Source organism: Clostridium sp. AF37-5 (assembly GCF_003477605.1).
Taxonomy (GTDB): Bacteria; Bacillota; Clostridia; order Lachnospirales; family Lachnospiraceae; genus Eubacterium_F.
The window spans coordinates 1-17,116 of sequence record NZ_QUDR01000015.1; the positions used below are offsets into that span (position 1 = coordinate 1).

The 17,116-nt window shown below is 41.0% G+C and carries 16 protein-coding genes; 2 read left to right on the forward strand and 14 right to left on the reverse strand.

Annotated features, from left to right (window positions below):
* Positions 1-620 precede the first annotated feature (620 nt).
* Both DW019_RS09980 and DW019_RS09985 read right to left on the reverse strand, forming a co-directional pair.
* Positions 621-1,736 carry a 5-methyltetrahydropteroyltriglutamate--homocysteine S-methyltransferase gene (locus DW019_RS09980; protein WP_118443260.1) on the reverse strand — a complete coding sequence of 372 codons (1,116 nt, stop codon included), beginning with the start codon at positions 1,734-1,736 and terminating at the stop codon, positions 621-623.
* Positions 1,737-1,826: 90 nt separating this feature from the next.
* Positions 1,827-2,732: a LysR family transcriptional regulator gene (locus DW019_RS09985; protein ID WP_118443303.1), complete on the reverse strand. Its 906-nt coding sequence runs from the start codon at positions 2,730-2,732 to the stop codon at positions 1,827-1,829.
* A 200-nt stretch (positions 2,733-2,932) separates the two neighbouring features.
* On the opposite strand from DW019_RS09985, the gene DW019_RS09990 reads away from it, so the two are divergent.
* Positions 2,933-3,637: a TetR/AcrR family transcriptional regulator gene (locus DW019_RS09990; protein ID WP_118443261.1), complete on the forward strand. Its 705-nt coding sequence runs from the start codon at positions 2,933-2,935 to the stop codon at positions 3,635-3,637.
* 8 nt (positions 3,638-3,645) lie between these two features.
* The gene (locus DW019_RS09995; RefSeq protein WP_182431093.1) at positions 3,646-6,432 is read left to right on the forward strand and encodes an Ig-like domain-containing protein; all 2,787 of its coding nucleotides are present in this window, start codon (positions 3,646-3,648) and stop codon (positions 6,430-6,432) included.
* Positions 6,433-6,462: 30 nt separating this feature from the next.
* On the opposite strand, the gene DW019_RS10000 is transcribed toward DW019_RS09995, so the two are convergent.
* The 12 genes from DW019_RS10000 to DW019_RS15075 form a co-directional block, all read right to left on the reverse strand.
* Entirely contained in the window at positions 6,463-7,599 is a 1,137-nt protein-coding gene (locus DW019_RS10000) for a type II toxin-antitoxin system HipA family toxin (RefSeq protein ID WP_118443263.1), read from the reverse strand.
* On the reverse strand, positions 7,586-7,864 hold the full coding sequence (locus DW019_RS10005; protein WP_117479994.1) for a helix-turn-helix domain-containing protein: 279 nt from the start codon (positions 7,862-7,864) through the stop codon (positions 7,586-7,588). Before DW019_RS10005 ends, DW019_RS10000 begins: the two co-directional genes overlap by 14 nt.
* A 379-nt stretch (positions 7,865-8,243) precedes the next feature.
* Positions 8,244-10,601 carry an endo-1,4-beta-xylanase gene (locus DW019_RS10010; RefSeq protein WP_118443264.1) on the reverse strand — a complete coding sequence of 786 codons (2,358 nt, stop codon included), beginning with the start codon at positions 10,599-10,601 and terminating at the stop codon, positions 8,244-8,246.
* Positions 10,602-10,740: 139 nt separating this feature from the next.
* Positions 10,741-12,057, reverse strand: coding sequence for a GNAT family N-acetyltransferase (locus DW019_RS15750; protein ID WP_118443265.1), 1,317 nt, complete (start codon positions 12,055-12,057; stop codon positions 10,741-10,743).
* A 13-nt stretch (positions 12,058-12,070) separates the two neighbouring features.
* On the reverse strand, positions 12,071-12,523 hold the full coding sequence (locus DW019_RS10020; RefSeq protein WP_118443266.1) for an 8-oxo-dGTP diphosphatase: 453 nt from the start codon (positions 12,521-12,523) through the stop codon (positions 12,071-12,073).
* 24 nt (positions 12,524-12,547) lie between these two features.
* Positions 12,548-13,186: a hypothetical protein gene (locus DW019_RS10025; RefSeq protein ID WP_118443267.1), complete on the reverse strand. Its 639-nt coding sequence runs from the start codon at positions 13,184-13,186 to the stop codon at positions 12,548-12,550.
* Between the two features lie 121 nt (positions 13,187-13,307).
* On the reverse strand, positions 13,308-14,072 hold the full coding sequence (locus DW019_RS10030) for an NERD domain-containing protein (RefSeq protein ID WP_118443304.1): 765 nt from the start codon (positions 14,070-14,072) through the stop codon (positions 13,308-13,310).
* A gap of 25 nt (positions 14,073-14,097) precedes the next feature.
* The gene (locus DW019_RS10035; protein WP_118443268.1) at positions 14,098-14,448 is read right to left on the reverse strand and encodes an arsenate reductase family protein; all 351 of its coding nucleotides are present in this window, start codon (positions 14,446-14,448) and stop codon (positions 14,098-14,100) included.
* Positions 14,449-14,688: 240 nt separating this feature from the next.
* Entirely contained in the window at positions 14,689-15,990 is a 1,302-nt protein-coding gene (eno, locus tag DW019_RS10040; RefSeq protein WP_118443269.1) for a phosphopyruvate hydratase, read from the reverse strand.
* A gap of 341 nt (positions 15,991-16,331) precedes the next feature.
* Positions 16,332-16,466 (reverse strand): hypothetical protein, encoded by a 135-nt coding sequence (locus DW019_RS15665; protein ID WP_279217647.1) that lies wholly within the window; start codon positions 16,464-16,466, stop codon positions 16,332-16,334.
* 39 nt (positions 16,467-16,505) lie between these two features.
* Positions 16,506-16,895, reverse strand: coding sequence for a PDDEXK nuclease domain-containing protein (locus tag DW019_RS10045; protein ID WP_207663927.1), 390 nt, complete (start codon positions 16,893-16,895; stop codon positions 16,506-16,508).
* Complete coding sequence (locus tag DW019_RS15075; RefSeq protein WP_207663928.1) at positions 16,892-17,116, reverse strand: hypothetical protein; 225 nt, start codon at positions 17,114-17,116, stop codon at positions 16,892-16,894. The genes DW019_RS10045 and DW019_RS15075 overlap by 4 nt, the downstream gene beginning before the upstream one ends.

A 17,116-nucleotide genomic window follows, 5' to 3' on the forward strand; every position in this document is an offset into this window, starting at 1 on the left:
CCTTCTTCCCTTTTTAATTACTTATTTTTGCCAATGAAAATTATACACTAACTATCATGTAAATTACACATCTTCTTTCCTTTGTTCGCTAACTTTTATTATACAACGAATAGAGGGAGAGGACAAGAATTGGGAATGGAGAATTTATTTCAAGTAGGGGAGACACCGTTTTTAGTTTCCGCAGTTACAAGCCTCCCTTAGTGGTTCGTGCACCGCTGCCGCTTGACAAACCTCTGCGAGGTTTGTAGTGCCCTCACCACTAAGGGAGTCTTGTAGCTGCTGGAAAGCTGAAAAGTTGTGTCGCCACTTTTATCGCAAATGCTGGACAATGGATTTTAGGGATGGCAACTTGCATAATGCAACGTTATTTTGCTCCAACGCCCAAAAGAGTTGCAACATAACGAAATCATTCTTGCTTCAATGCAACGCTCTATGGCAAATTGTGCCTTAAACGTTGTTTTTTCAATGTGATTTGTCGCGAAACGACTTGTTGAAAGCGGAAAACGAGGAAAAATTACAACTCTTTATGTCAATTCCCTAAAATAGCGTTGCATTGCTTCCCCTCCTTTCGCCACCATCGCAAAATAAAACCATTTTTTCCAATGGTTTTATTTTATATTTTATCCCCACACTTCTTCTGCAATCTCTTTTACGAGTTTCAATTTTGCCCACTGCTGCTCCTCAGTCAATTTATTACCGATTTCACAGGAAGCAAATCCACACTGTGGACTTAAGCACAAGCGTTCAAGTGGAATATATTTCGCTGCTTCATGAATTCTTTCAATAACTTCTTTTTTATCTTCAAGCTCCGGTGTTTTGGTTGTAATCAGTCCAAGTACTACTTTTTTGTCCGGTGAAACTTTAGCAAGTGGTGCAAAACCGCCGGAACGCTCGTCGTCATACTCTAAGAACAAAGCGTCTACATTTTCTTTGGCAAATACATAATCAGCCACACTGTCATAAGGACCGCTGGTAAAATATGTCGAATGATAATTGCCGCGGCAGATATGTGAAGTAATTACCATATCCTCCGGCTTTCCTTCCAATGCCAGATTATTCACAGCCAGCAAACTCTGTTTCACTTCTTCTAAGTCAATACCAAGGCTTTTGTAACGCTGTTTTGCGGCATCACCCACAACGGCACCCCATGTACAGTCATCCAACTGCAAATTGCGGCAGCCTGCCTCATAAAACTGGCGGATAACATCCTGATATGCCACTCCAATATCATGAATCAGTTCTTCATCTGTCGCATAAAATTTTCTTGTTGATTCCACATTCTGCGGAACAATAAACTGCTGGAACATCTGTGCCGGTGCTGGAATTGTATATTTTGCAACTGTATTTTCATCTTCCAAAGTTTTCAAAAACTTAAAGTATTCAACAAATGGATGTGCTTTCGCTTTAATTTTTCCAACTACATAAGTATCTTCCAGAGAAGCGAGCTCGCCTGCAAACTGTACGCCGCCTCCGGTTACCTCATGTGCTACTCCCTCAAATCCCCACATAAAATCCAAATGCCAGTAAGTTCTACGGAACTCACCATCAGTAATCACATGGAATCCCAAGTCCTTCTGTTTGGCAACAACTTCACGAATTGCCTCATTGATTGTCTCGTCTAATTCTTCTTTTTCAATTTTCCCATCCTCATACAGCGCCTTCGCCTTCTTTACCTTTTCCGGGCGTAAAAAACTTCCTACATAATCATATCGAAATGGTTCCTGCAATGCTGTCATCTTCAAATCCTCCGTTTTTCTTTGATGAGGATAGTGTAGCATTGTTTATTTCTTTTGTGAAATACATATAACCATGCCTTCACTATAGCTTCAAACTATAGACAGATAATTTTTTATTGCTTCCTGATAATATAAAGCGTAGCGGCTTAACATCGTATTTTTCTTACGAATCATGCCGATCCGCATATCACAATCCGACACAAGGGGCTTTGCAATAATATTTTCACCATTTAACTTCTGGTCGATGACACCGGAGCAAACCGTAAATCCATTTAACCCAATCACAAGGTTAAACAGCGTTGCACGGTCGCGCACCTGAATATTTTTCGGAAAATCCAGCATACTCAAAAACTCCTCAGCAAAATAAAAAGAGTTCCGTTCTCCCTGCTCATATACCAGATACGGATATGGCTGCAAATCATCCAGTGTAATTTCTTTCTTATTTGCCAGCGGGTGCTCACGGCAGATAAACACGTGCGGTTCTGCCACAAACAATTCTTCAAATACAAGTCCGTTTTTCTTCATAAGTTTCGTCAGAACTTCCTCGTTGTGCGCCGACAAATATAAAATTCCAACCTCACTTTTCCCCTGCGCCACGTCATCAATAATCTCTCCGGTCTGTGTCTCGCGCAAAATGAAATTGTACTGGCTGGCATCGTACTGTTTCACCAAATCCACAAACGCATTGACCGCAAAAGAATAATGCTGGCACGACACTGAAAATTTCGGCGTCCGGTTTTTATCCTTGCCAAAATGCTCCTGCATAATGTCCGCCTGTTCCAAAAGCATCCGTGAATAAGCAAGCAGCTCCTCACCTTCTCTTGTTATCACAACGCCCTTGCTGGAGCGTGAAAAAGCAGTCACGCCCATTTCCTTTTCCAAATTTTGAATTGCCGCACTAAGACTTGGCTGCGAAATAAAAAGTTTCTGTGCTGCCTCCGAAATGCTCCCACACTCCGCAACTGTCACCAAATATTTTAACTGTTGTAATGTCATACCTTTTCCCCTTATTGTATATAAATCCCTTTCATTATAGGATTTCCGGCAAATTCTGTCCATAGACAATTCTTTCATTGACACAATAATTTCCCTCATGTTATAATTGGGTTGCAACTCAAACAGCAATTCATTTCTGTTTCGAGACACACGAAGGGATTTTACATAAAATAAAAAAAGGAAGGAGGAATGCAAAGTACATGGCAAGAAAATACGACAGTGAAGAAACGAAGCAGAAAATTCTGTCATCCAGTGTCCGCTTGTTTATAGAAAAGGGATATCACGAGACAACGATGACGGAAATTCTTCATGATGCAGGCGTATCCGGCAGCAGTTTTCACTCCATTTTTCACACAAAAGATGGCGTTCTTGCAGAACTGACAGAATTCATGTTTGAAAATCAGTTTGGTGTAGCAGAAAATATTATCGGAACCGGGAAAAATCCGGTGCTTCTCTACGCCGTTGAAACCTGTATTCAGTTGACGCTTACCGAGATGAATGAACATCTGCGCGATATTTACATGGAAGCCTACACGCAGCCGGCATTGATGGATTATATTCACAAGCATACAGCAAAAAAAATCGCGATGATTTTCAGGCAGTATAATAAAGACTTTCAGGAAAGTGATTTTTACGAAATGGAAATTGGGACAGCCGGATGTATGCGTGCCTATATTTCAAAAAAATGTGATATGTATTTTACTTTGGAAAAGAAACTTGAGCGGTTTCTAAGAGTAACGCTTGGCGCATATCATGTACCGGATGACATACAGCGTGAAACCATCGCTTATATTGGAAAATTAAAAATCCGGGAAATCACCGGTCAGGTCATGAATAAATTGTTTATGGCTCTGGCAATGAAATATGATTTTACATTTCATGAGGCAAACACAAAAAAGAAATGAGGGATATTATGACAAGGAAAGAATTTCACAAGAGACTTTTGATTACGTCTCTTCTTCTGGGGCTGGTACTCCCCTTGGCAAATGTACCGGTAACATCATCATTAAACCAGACCAAAAAAGCGGCGGCAGCAGAGCCGGCCGTAATGACTTTTGCCGAGGGCGAGGGTACCGGAGAAGAATTTAAGGAAGAATCCTGGGTGATGGACTCTAATGCGGCTGGAGAGCCACACAAAGGTTCACTGGCTATTGAAAGCTACCAACCCAGCTCAGACACTTATGGTATTAAAAAAAATCCATATTCAAAAAAGGAAACCCCGGAAAAAGTAATCCGGCTGTTTGACGTGGCAAAACCGTATTCTGCACCCGAATCCGCCGCCGAGGAAGATCCGAATAAAAGTACCTCTGATTACCGTTCCACAATAATCACACTAAATCAACTGGTTCCGCTAAATAGCAGATCACAGTTTTCCACAAAATTTACCTTTTCACTCCCGGACGCCTGCGTCAACACCAAACAGGCAGGAGGGAAAGAATTCGCCAGAGAAGTCGGCGGCGACGGCCTTGCCTTTTTCATGGAAGATTACATATCCGATCCGGAAGATTTAGCGTATACGTATTCCGGTGGTGACACCTATACATTCGGCATGCAATGTGACGAAAAAAGACTCATGGTCGAAATGGATTCCCAATATAATGGTGCCTATTGTAACATGAATAGAACGGGCGACGTATATCCATATGATGAAAATCGCCCATTTTCCTATGAAAGCTGGGATTATGATAACCAATTATACTTTCACAAAGACCAAACCTATACCGGGAAAAATGACTACGAAAAAAACTTTAATCCTTATGAGGGCACGGACGGCAGAGAGTACGCCGCTTACCGCAATTACAAGTATGCCGAGCGCTTTGACCATATCGGCATCACGCTAAACAGCGACCATGCCCGTCACGACGCCATTTATTACCTAAACGGTCTTGACCCAACCAAAACGGTTGAAAAAACAAAAGATGGAAAAAACTATACGGCGTACGAAAATCTTGCTTATTTTGATGCCTGTGCAGGTGGCGTTCTGGATGACACAGATAAGTTAGAGGCTGCCTATCAGGACACCTCGAAAAAGAGCAACAAGGTCAGTGATTCTTCCACCTGTGCCACCCGTTTTGCAGACGCAGGGGTAAATGACAGACTTTTTACCGTATGGATTGACTACGATGGCGAAAAAATGTATGTCCGCTATGCCAATGGCGATTTTGCCAATGCGAAAAGACCATCCAAACCGCAGATTGAAAAAGAAATTGACCTTCACTCCCGTTTTGACAACAAAAAGGCTTTGATTGGTTTTTCTTCATCAATCAATGCCTCCAAGGCGAATACAACTTTGCACGCCTTCCAGTTTACCAATAAGTATAAACCAATTGACGAAGAGGCATCATATCAAATCAATTACTGGAAGTTAAATCCGAACACAGAATATTATGTAAAGGCAGAATCTTCCGAGGTTATGACAGGTGCCGTTGGCGACACTGTCACTGTGGCTGAAGCAGATCCCAGCTATGCGACAAAATATAGTAATGATTACTATCACATAAGCACAATCACACCGCAGGATTCCTCTGTCACACTCGAAAACGCGGATACACATTACCAAATGAATTTGTATTATGAACCGGAGAAAACAACCTATAAGGTACTCTACTATCAGGAAACAGAAGATGGTAACTATAAACTGCTGAACGAATACGTAAGCCCCCCAACCTACATTGGGAAGACCGTTTATGCAGAAATTAAGGAGCCCGATGGATATATGCAGGGTGGAGATGATACTACTACATTTGGAATTGTTAAGCCAAACAATGCCACGATACTTAAGGTTTATTACGATAAATACATACCCCTGCCGGAACCAACTGAGGTGGGACAGACACCATCACCATCACCAAGCCCGACTCCAACTGCTACACCGACTGCTACACCAACCACTACGCCGACTGCTACACCAACCACTACGCCGACTGTCACACCAACCACTACGCCGACTGTCACTCCAACGCAGCGGGCAACAGCGACTCCGACGATGGCACCAACCATAGCACCGACTACTGTTCCAACTCAGGTTCCAACCGTTGCACCAACCGTTGCACCAACCGTTGCACCAACCGTTGCACCAACCGCTGCACCGACAAAAAAAACAGTCAAAGTTTCCGTAAGCAAAAAGCTGATTCAACCGGTAAAAGCGAGCAAAAACGCTAACCAACTTTTCTGGAATCCGGTAAAAAATGCGGACGGATATTTCATTTACGCCTCTGCCTGCAATGAAAACGGAAAAGAGCGTAAAGTAAAGAAAATTGCCGACATTAAAAACCGAACAACCACTTCTTACACCCACAAAAACTGTGAAAAAGATACGTGGTATAAATACCGTATTACGGCTTACCGCATTATCGGGAAGAAAAAAACTGCAATCAGTAAATCACTGGAATTACATTCGCTGACGAAAGGAAGTAAAACTTACGAAAATCCTTCGCGCGTAAAAATCCGCAGTGGTAAAAAACTTTCTTTAAAGGCCGGAAGCACTAAGAAAATACGAGCACAAGTAATTGTACCAAAAGGGAAAAAAACCTGCTGGCACATTCAAAAAATCCGCTACCTTGTGAGCGATTCCTCTGTACTGACCGTATCAAAAAAAGGTAAAATCAGAGCAAAAAAAGCAGGGCATGCGACAATTTATGCCGTTGCCCAAAATGGTGTAACCGCTAAAATTAAAGTCAGCGTAATAGCTGCAAAATGATAAAGAAAAAAGTGCCGGAAATTCGCATTTTTATGGATTCAAATATTCTGAAAGCATATCAGAAACACAATTTTTGATTTCCACTGCGATGCTCCGGCACTTTTCTTTTGATAAGCCGGCCTGTGTTCCTACAAAAATTAATTCTTTGCTTCCCGGATTTTTCCCATTCCCAGCCACAGTTGTCGTGTGCTCTCCATAATATGTCGTACTATATGTCAAATCATACGCCGGACTCAGCCGCCAGCACTTTTTCTCCTCTTCATAAAGAAAAGAGAAGTTTTTTGCATGGTCGTCTCGATTGTGAGCATACACATTAAAACACATACGGCGGTACATATTCTCCAAATCCTCCGGTGAATTATTGGTTATTATTTTCGTAAGTTTCATCAAATCCTGATAATCAAGAACAGGCTGCTCAAAATCCAACTCCAAAAGTGCCGCCACTGTCAACATATGCACTCTTTCCATTTCTCCATGCTGATTTTTCCGGTCAAAGCGTTTCGTACCAAAATAGCCGCTGCATTTACCTGACGGAAACAAATTACATTCACTCATCGTAATTCCACACTGCTCGGCACACAGATAATAATCGTATTCCATTTTTCCAATATCCGCACGGTCCACATGCGCCGGAAATTTAATAATCCATGGCTCCCCATCTATTTCCATCATAACTTTAGGTCTGGCTCCGCCACTGGTTCCGCCCAAACGATACAATTCATCCAGTTTTTCTGTCTCCTCTGTATTCAAAATGCGCTGACATTCTTCTGCCAGTTCATCCAGATTATCCACGTCCTGACCATAGGACAGATTTCTTTCGGGTCGATAAATAAGTGCTCCCATCCCTTGAGTTCCTACTACTGCCAAACGGTCAATAATTGAAAATTCATCTCTATTTATCCCATGTTTTTTTAACATTCTATCTAACAATAACTGCCCCCACGCATCCGGCAGGCTGTCTGCAAACACGCCGAATAAACCTCGAAAATAATCTTTTGTGGGAACAAAAACCCGTTTTTCCAATGGAAGTGAAAAAGGGCTGATAGAAAAACCGTCCGCCAGCCATTCATCAGCATATTCAAATGCTGCTTTTTTTGATTCCGTAAGTGCCATCGTCCCTACAAGCCGCTCCCCGTAATAAACATGCAACACTTTATTTTCCCTCATTGATAACCTCCTGAATACTTCGATACGGAACATCCGTAAATAAATTCCGTATCTCATCCACCTCATTCAGAGCAAATGCCAGCTTCGTTAAAGAGAGTAGTGAAATCTGCCCTGTCGTCTCGAAACGCTTAATTGAGCCGTAACTTACACCGCTCATTTCCGATAATTTTTTCTGGGAAATCGAACGCCTTTTGCGAATCCCTCGTATTCTGCCCGCCAGCTTCATATCGATTTCCTCTGCTGTCTCCCATATTAATTTCTCCATTTTATGTCACCTTTATGTGTTGTTTTTACAGATAATATATTATCTAATTTGTGGTATTTTTATGTGTTTTGTATAATATATTATCTATTTATATATTATCATAAGGGTATTGAAAACACAAGAAAAAATCGGTGTTTTATATTTTTCATAAACCACAAGGGCATCTTTTCGTTTTCCGTAATTCAACAGAAAAGCTTTGTGCCTCGTGGGTTTTGAGTACGTCGGTATGCGGCACTGGTGGTATCAGTGCCCATACCGCTACGTACTCAACAAACGGGAGTGCCCACGAGTCGCAAAGCTTTTCTGCTGAATTACTCGAATACCAAATACACTGGCATCAACTATTCTTCACAAACTGTACTAAGATTTCGTTTATATTTTACTCTGCCGCCAATACCTCATAAACTTCCTTAAAGGATTGTTTCGGCTGATACAATTCCGTAAACAGACCACAGTATGGTCCGTTCATTTTGTAGCTGTAATCTGCCGTTGACAGATATGGTGCGTCAAACAAGCCCCAAATGGAAAGGCTCGTAATCGGTCCGGTCTTTCCTGCTGCCTGTGCCGCTTTGTTAATATCCACATATGTCTGCACGAGTTTCTTGTAAAAGGCTGCATGCTCCGGCTCTGCATCATTATCGTAATTGCGGACGGCAAGTTCTGTTACGTGAACTTCAACATTATTTTCTGCAAATTTCTCAATCGCATTTTTCACTAAGGTAATGTCATTGTCGTTCATACATCCACTCTGCTGTCCATAGCCACCGATGTAACTCTGCATACCAATGCCATCGCAGAGCTTCAGGTAACCGCCATTTCCATCGGATGCAAAACTGTTGACGCTCTTTACCAGTTGAATAATGGCATCTCTCTTATTTGCGCCGTAGGTTGCAAACGTGTTGTAATCATTGTAGAACAGTTTAATGTTTGTCTTACTGTTTGCCGCCTGTAATTTTGCTCTTGACTCATATGCATACCGGAACGCAAGTTCCACATAATCACTGCCAATATAATCGTAGAAAAGATTCGTCTTGCCACCACGAACCTGTCGTACATGACGCACATCATCATCCGCAAATTCACCCGCATTGTCGGCAACCGCTTCATTAACAACATCCCAGCAGTAAATCGCGCCCGGATATTTTTCTTCAAAATGCGTCATTACTTCATCAATATACATCTTCAGACGATTTTTCATGACGTCTGCGCTGACATAAGCACCATCCGTCTTATAGCCTTCGCGGAAAAACCAATCGCACATATCGGCATCCCAGGTCAGCACATGACCGCGAATGGATAATCCGTTTTCAACCGCATACGCAACCATCGAATCTGCCTTTGTAAAGTTCATAACTGCCGGTGAATTTTCATCCACATATGCATTTTGTGAAGCAGACTGGCTCAAAAGCGAATACGCCTTCATTTCATTACTGAACGTCGTACTGTTAAAATGATACTTAATGAGTTTGGTAAGCTCAGTATTTTTCAGTGCCGCCTCATTGATATTTGTTCCAAATTTGAAACCATATTTCTCACCGAGAGACGCAAGCGATTGATACGATCCAATTGCCTCCGTCGCATCTTTTTTCCCTTTGTTCTCCATAACAACAGATGTAATCTGAATGTATTTCACTGCCTCTGTAGAATTCTGAACAACCAAATAAAGTGCCGTCTGTCCGCTCGGGTAAGCATCTAACTGTAAGCCCTGCTCCTTACCGCTCTGCATACCATTGGCATCAACAAAACCAGCCCAGTCGCTGTTTTTAACTGACAACTTAATCGATGCGCCACCTGTATTTTCAATAATATTTTTGTTAGCATCCAAAAGGTTGATTGTAACATTTACCTGTGTAAAATCCGATACTTTGTGTCCGGATGCCGTAATCAGTGGAAGCAGGTTATAAACCGTTCCATTCCACACACTCGAATACGCAGAAGAATTAATAAACGTATTGTCAATTGCAAGCGTCACTTTCTCCGTCGCCGGCTTCTGGGTCGGTGCAGCCGTTGGTGTCTGAGTCGGTACCGTTGTTGGTGCCGTAGTCGGGGTCGCAGTCGGCTTCTGCGTTGGCACCGCAGTCGGGGTCGCAGTCGGCTTCTGCGTTGGTGCCGTAGTCGGAGTTGCCGTTGGGTTCTTTGTCGGCTCTGTAGTCGGAGTCGCTGTCGGCTTCTGCGTTGGCACCGCAGTCGGGGTCGCTGTCGGCTTTTGCGTTGGCACCGCAGTCGGGGTCGCCGTTGGACTTGCAGTTGCTGTCACTGCCGGCTTCCTTGTTGGCTCTTCTGTCGGCTCTTTCACAGGCTCCGCAGTTTTTACCACAGAGGAAGAATCCCCCGGATTTACTACCGCAGGTTCTTGTGTATTCACCGGTGGAACAACGGTAGTTCCTGTCTTTTTCTTAACCGTAACTTTGCACGAAAGTTTATACATTTTCCATCCTGCTTTTACCTTCGCTGTCACCGTAGCTTTCCCCGCTTTTTTGGCAACTAACTGAACTGACTTTTTCGTCTTTTTCTTCAGGATAACAACCGATTTTTTGCTACTTTTCCACACCACTTTTTTTACTGCTTTTGCATTTTTAATCGTTACTTTTTTCTTAGTCCCAGCCCACATGGTAATACGCTTCTTGCTTAACTTTGGTTTCGCTGATTTAGCACTTGCAGGCATTGTAAAAACACTCGAAATACTAAGTGCTGTTACCGTGAGAAGTGCCATCGCCTTTTGACTTTTTCTCTTCATAGAATGACTCCTTTCATTCCTCTCAAAACTCTCTAACTTCATTCTAATACTTTGTGGGAATTATACAACGAACATTCTATAAAATTACTATTAGTTTTTAGTATCTTTTGTGTGTTATTTTTTATGTGATTCCTTCTAATCAATGCGTATTGTCTGCATACCACTCAATATGATTGACAATTTGCAAAATCTTTTTAGCGCTCTCAATTGATTTTGTAATACGCTCTACATCATTTTTGTGAATCAAGCCCTTTTTCGCAGAGTCCGGCACAGACTCCGTCAATTCCTGCAGCGATTGATTTACGCGTTCCACCATCTGACTTACATCTTCAATCAACTTCTCTACCTGTTTTGGAAGTGAAACTCTCTGCGCTTCTCTCTGCATTCTATTACACAACTGATTCATGGAAATTTTCAAAAAATAAGTATCTGTCAGCTGGTCAGCAACAACCGAAAGAATCTCCTCAATAATTCCGGCGTCCACATTTCCCATCGAAATCATAACTTGAAAGCGTTCACAACACTCATCAATTTTCTCCTGACTATAACAAATTCGCTCAACAAGCCGAATCAGCAAATCTACTTCTTCCTCGTCATTAATTTTAAAATCCGCATCCTTTAACTGCACTCTTTCCTGTTCTGCCTGCGGTATCAATTGATAACAATCAATTTGCTTTTCTTTGCAAAGATTCCAGAGCACTCGCTTGCAAACAGCATCCGTTTTTCCACCAAAGGTAAGCGACTTCACACATGGAAATCCGGCATACGCAGACTGCAAATCATATTCCACACAAATACCATCAAATGTATTTTTTGCAGACGTTATCTGAAAAGGCAGGTTTCCCTGTCGAAGATTTTCAATTTGTTCAATCGCCATTTTTTCTTTTTGACATGGAAAATACTGATAAAGAGGCGCCCCTTTTTCCTGCCTCATTTTATACTTTTCAAGCCATGTTTTTTTCGAGAGGGCAAACACTATCGTTTTTTCTTTTTCCGCATCCACAAATTCATCAACCCGTTGACATCCATACGCCTGCGCCGTCTGCATCGATGGGAGATTTGTGCTTTTCATATAAGAATAAATCGTCTGAAACGGTGTATGTGTAAAAGCCCAGTCTCTTACGGCAATTGCTGCTTCTTTCGCATATCCTTTTCTCTGATATGTTTTTTGAATATGGTAACCAATTTCCGGCTTAATCGTATTTCCAATTGGTTGCAGTGTGAGCCCGCAGTCACCAATCATTTTTCCATTTTCTTTTAGGCACACAGCCCACAATCCGAAACCAAAAATCTGGTACCGTTCCTGATTTTTTTCAATCCATCCACGGACTCTTTTTTCATCAAAAGTATACGGATAATGCTGCATAATATCCGAATCCGCAAGCACACAATATAAGTCATCAAAATCTTCTTCGTTCATCTCACGAAGAATTAAACGCTCCGTCTCAATTTGCATAATACACCCTCCATTATTTCAGCGCATATTTCCAGACACCATCTTCTCTGCGGTAATGAAATTCATTGATATCTTCTTCCAAAAATACGCGAAGCATATCGTCCATTCCGTTTGCAAGCTTTCCCTTTTTCATCTCTTCTAACGGCATCCACTTTACTTCCCCTTCATGCGAGGATTTGAGTTCACCGCTGAATTGATTCGTCTTATAAAAAACAACAAGATACCTTGAGCCGTCATCCCGCAGCCAGTCTTTTGTACCACAGATTCTCGGCTTTTCTATCGTGAGTCCGGTCTCTTCATATACCTCACGAATAACTGAATCTACAAAAGATTCGCCCTTCTCAATATGTCCGCCCGGAAATGTAAGTCCTGACCACTTTTTATCCACTTTGTCCTGAACCAAAACATTTCCCGCATCATCGTAAACCATACACATATTCGTTAATGTTACTGTCTCCGTCCTCATCACTTTCTCCTCTCCTTTATTGTGCTAATCGTAAAATCCATTTCTATGGCAGACTTCATGAATTGTTTCCGCAAATATCGATCTAGATTTCTTGTTACTGTCCGTATTATAATTCTTCTTATCCAAATATATCTCTCTAACTTCCTGCCATAATTGATTATCTTTACAAAATTTTATCTTTTCAGGGAGGCAATAAAATCCTTTTGTTTGTTCTTCCCACGTATAATTTTTTCTTTTCTTATTGTAACGTATGTACTCCTGCTGATTGTTACCATAATCATTCACAATTGCAAAATCACAACTATAACGAATCCTAGAATTTTTTCTATCTTTCACTTTAATTGTAAAAACTCTAGTACTATCCTCGCAGGAATCATATCCGTACTTTCTAGCATACTTGTTGAATGCACACATAAGTATGTTTTTAGTTTTTTCTGCATCGAAATCACCGTCACAGTCATTTACAATGATATTTACATCAAAATCAAAACCGGCATTACTCTTTACATCCCACGTTACCATATTTCTTTGTACACTCCCAACAAATTTATACTGAAAAGTAAAACTATCTCGAACTTCATCCTGCACCTTGTGTATTAGTTCCATAAGCTGTTTTTTTACCGGCTTAAGCTCTTTTTTTGCTACATACTGAAAATGATACATATTTTTTCCTCCTTTTATCCCCATGCCTTCCCATTTAACATCTTTGCTAAATCGTTATAACATATCAGAAAGATTTTTGTTTGTCAAGTCCTCTTTGTTTTATCTAGCTTTGAAAAGCATCTTATTTTACCGGTGCCGTATATCTACATTTCGGATAATTACTGCATCCATAAAACTTGCCATATTTGCCCTTGCGTAAAACTAACGCGCCCCCACATTTCGGGCACATTCCTGATTTCTCTTTCTGCTTCTTAACATATTTTGCTTCTTTTATTTCATTCACATGTTTACACGTATCTGTCCTGGTACTCATATAATTTGTAAGTATTGCCAGAATCTTATCCATATCCTCTCTCGAAAGAACCGATTGGACAGAAAGTTTTTTGACCGTCTTTGTAACTGCTCCCCACTTCACAACCTGCGATTTTGTTGTCTTTATTTTTAGCACAGCATCCCCGGGAAAAGTCACAATTGAGAAAACCGGAATATTTTCATAACCATGACTTTGAAGCAAGGCATTTAACGCCTTTACATGCGCATAATTCTGATATATGGGATTCATAAATGAATATTTGTGACCGTAAATGTTCTGTGTCCACTTTGCCGAAGACTCCGAACCATAAATCTGTCCTTTATAATTCTTGGTTTCAATTGAAAATATACCGTAAATTGAAACAACCACATGATCAATCTGCGTTGTACGTGTATTTCCACCCTCTGCACTCAACAAAACATCATTAACTACCTGATACTTATTTTTGTCCAACTTTTTCAACAACATACTTACCGTTGCTTCACCCATTTTTCCTTTTATCCTCGGCTTAATAATGGTTACTAACGCAGAAAGCACCATTAATGCAATTATCCATATATATATTTTCTCCATATACTATTCCCCCTCACTTATATTTTCATTCCAATTTTTCACTCCACTCATTATCCTTAAAACCAACAAGAATTGCTTCATCCCCAATAACCAGCGGACGTTTGACAAGCATTCCATTGGTTGCCAGCAATTGAAGCTGCTCGTCTTCGCTCATTGTCGGAAGTTTATCCTTCAACTTCATCTCCTTGTACAACAATCCGCTTGTGTTAAAGAATTTTTTTAGAGGAAGCCCACTTTTAGAAACCCATTCTTTTAATTCATCATACGATGGTTTTTCCTCTACAATATGACGCTCCGTGTAATTTAAATGATGCTCGTCCAACCACTTTTTTGCCTTTTTGCAGGTTGAGCATTTGGGATAACATATGAATAACATAGATTCACCTTCCTTGTATTATTTTGTCCGTACCCTTATATCTAGCACTTTAACAGCGCTTAGCCAACATTTTATCACAACACTGCAATAATCATATCACCAAAATATGGTTTTCGCAATATCCCGCGTCGAGCTTCGCACCAAAACCATCCACCCTTCTTTTCAATTTTAACGTACAAAAATTTCCGGCACATATATTCATGTACCGGAAATCTTTTTCATCGTCTGTTTTTAATTCTATTATTTACCTACATGAAATGCATCCATACCAGGGTACACTGCACTGGCACCTAATTCTTCCTCAATGCGGAGAAGCTGGTTGTATTTTGCTACACGCTCGGATCTCGAAGGAGCACCTGTCTTAATCTGACATGTATTCAGCGCTACCGCAAGGTCTGCAATAGTTGTGTCCGCTGTCTCACCGGAACGGTGGGAAGAAATGGCTGTATATCCTGCATTGTGCGCCATCTTAATAGCCTCCAATGTTTCTGACACCGAACCAATCTGGTTTAATTTGATCAAAATGGAGTTACCTGCTCCCATTTTAATACCCTTGGAAAGTCTCTCTGTATTTGTAACAAAAAGGTCATCGCCTACAAGCTGAACCTTATGACCAATCTTCTCAGTCATCTTCTTCCAGCCTTCCCAATCTTCCTCATCCAAACCATCTTCAATAGAAATAATCGGATACTTGTCAATGAGAGATTCCCAATGTGCAATCAGCTCATCCGAAGTAAATTCTTTGCCGGATTTTGGCTGCTTATAATAACCAATTCCTTTTTCCGATTTCCATTCGGAAGAAGCTGCATCCATAGCAATCATAAAATCTTTTCCCTGTTCAAATCCGGCAGCCTTAACAGCCTCCAGAATTTTCTCAATAGCTTCTTCATCGGAAGTAAGTTTGTTTGGTGCAAATCCACCTTCATCACCAACCGCTGTTACATCTCCCATATCTTTAATCAGAGATTTCAACTTATGGAAAACCTCTGCACACCAGCGAAGCGCTTCTTTAAACGATGGTGCGCCAACCGGCATAATCATAAATTCCTGCGTATCAACAGCTGAATCTGCGTGAGCACCACCATTTAAAATATTCATCATAGGTACCGGAAGACGGTTGCCTGAAATGCCACCCAAAAAGCGGTACAACGGAATATCTAACGCAATAGATGCCGCTCTTGCTGTTGCAATTGACACCGCCAAAATCGCATTGGCACCAAGCTTTGATTTATCTTTCGTACCATCTGCATCAATCATTGCCTTGTCAATGGCATAAATATCAGACGCATCTAAACCGGCAAGAACCTCATTAATCACAGTATTGATGTTGTTGACAGCTTTTTCAACACCCTTGCCAAGATAACGGTCCTTGTCTCCGTCTCTCAGTTCCAGTGCCTCAAACTCACCTGTAGACGCACCACTTGGAGCAGTACCTCTTCCCACGGTTCCATCTACCAAAGTTACCTCTGCTTCTACCGTCGGATTGCCTCTCGAATCCAAAATCTCACGTCCAACTACCTTTTCAATTTCCAAAAAATTCATCGTAACACTATCTCCTTTTCCTCAAAATAATAGTACTCCCCGCAAGAATTACATTCAATTCTGCATAGGATGCGTTCAGGATTCACAACCTAATACGAGGAGTCCACATGATTTATTCACATTTTGGTTAGTCTTGTCTAACCTCTTTTATATTACTGAATTTCGGGGTAAAAATCAATAGGTGAAGGTGAGAGTTTTTCTCAAGTTTGTGGGGGGGGTGATATTAAAAATAATCTCTTTAGAATCATGTTTCGCAGTATATTGGTGCGATTTATCGCATTAAAAAAAGAGCCACTTAGCGACATTAGTGACTCCTTTATAACGATGCCGTTGTATCTAATCTACTTAAACTTTTCCTGTAATTTCAGCAGATATTCCTCTTCTGCCTGTTCCAGGCGTTTCTGAATAGCTTCCTCCGATGGCAGCTGAGACTTAATCTCATTCATCCGAATGTTATCATAAGTTGCAACTCCCATAGGAGTTTCAATTCCCTGAAACGCCCATTGTACCTCCGTTTAATCCTTATCCTTGCATATAAGCAATCCTATCGTCGGATTGTCATCATCCGTTTTCATTAACTGATTTACTGCATTCACATAAAAATTCAGTTTTCCGGCAAATTCCGGTTCAAACGATACCGCTTTTAACTCAACGACAACATAGCATCGAAGTTTTATATGATAAAAAAGCATATCAATCTTTCTGGTTTTTCCTGCTACAATAATCTCTTTCTGACGTCCTATAAAGGCAAAACCAGAGCCAAGTTCCAGCAAAAATCTTGTTATGTTCTGTTCCAAAGCATCCTCTAATTCTTTTTCATCATATCCTGCCGGTAATGAAACAAACCCAAAAACAGAAGGAAATTCCATTTCTGCACCAAGTTGGTGCAGTTTTAGGCTTTTCATATCGAGACTTTCCTCCATACGATATGTAAGTTCTGAAAAACTTTCATTTTCGGAATAGAATAGATACCATTTTTCATATTCCAAAGATTTCTTGCTGAAAATCCTTTCGCTTTGGGAAATTCATTCTGCAGATCAAGACTAAGCTGCTCTGTATTTACTTTGACCGCTGATTTTATCTGTGCAGACACATAACGCTGCTTCACATCATGAACCCAACTCAC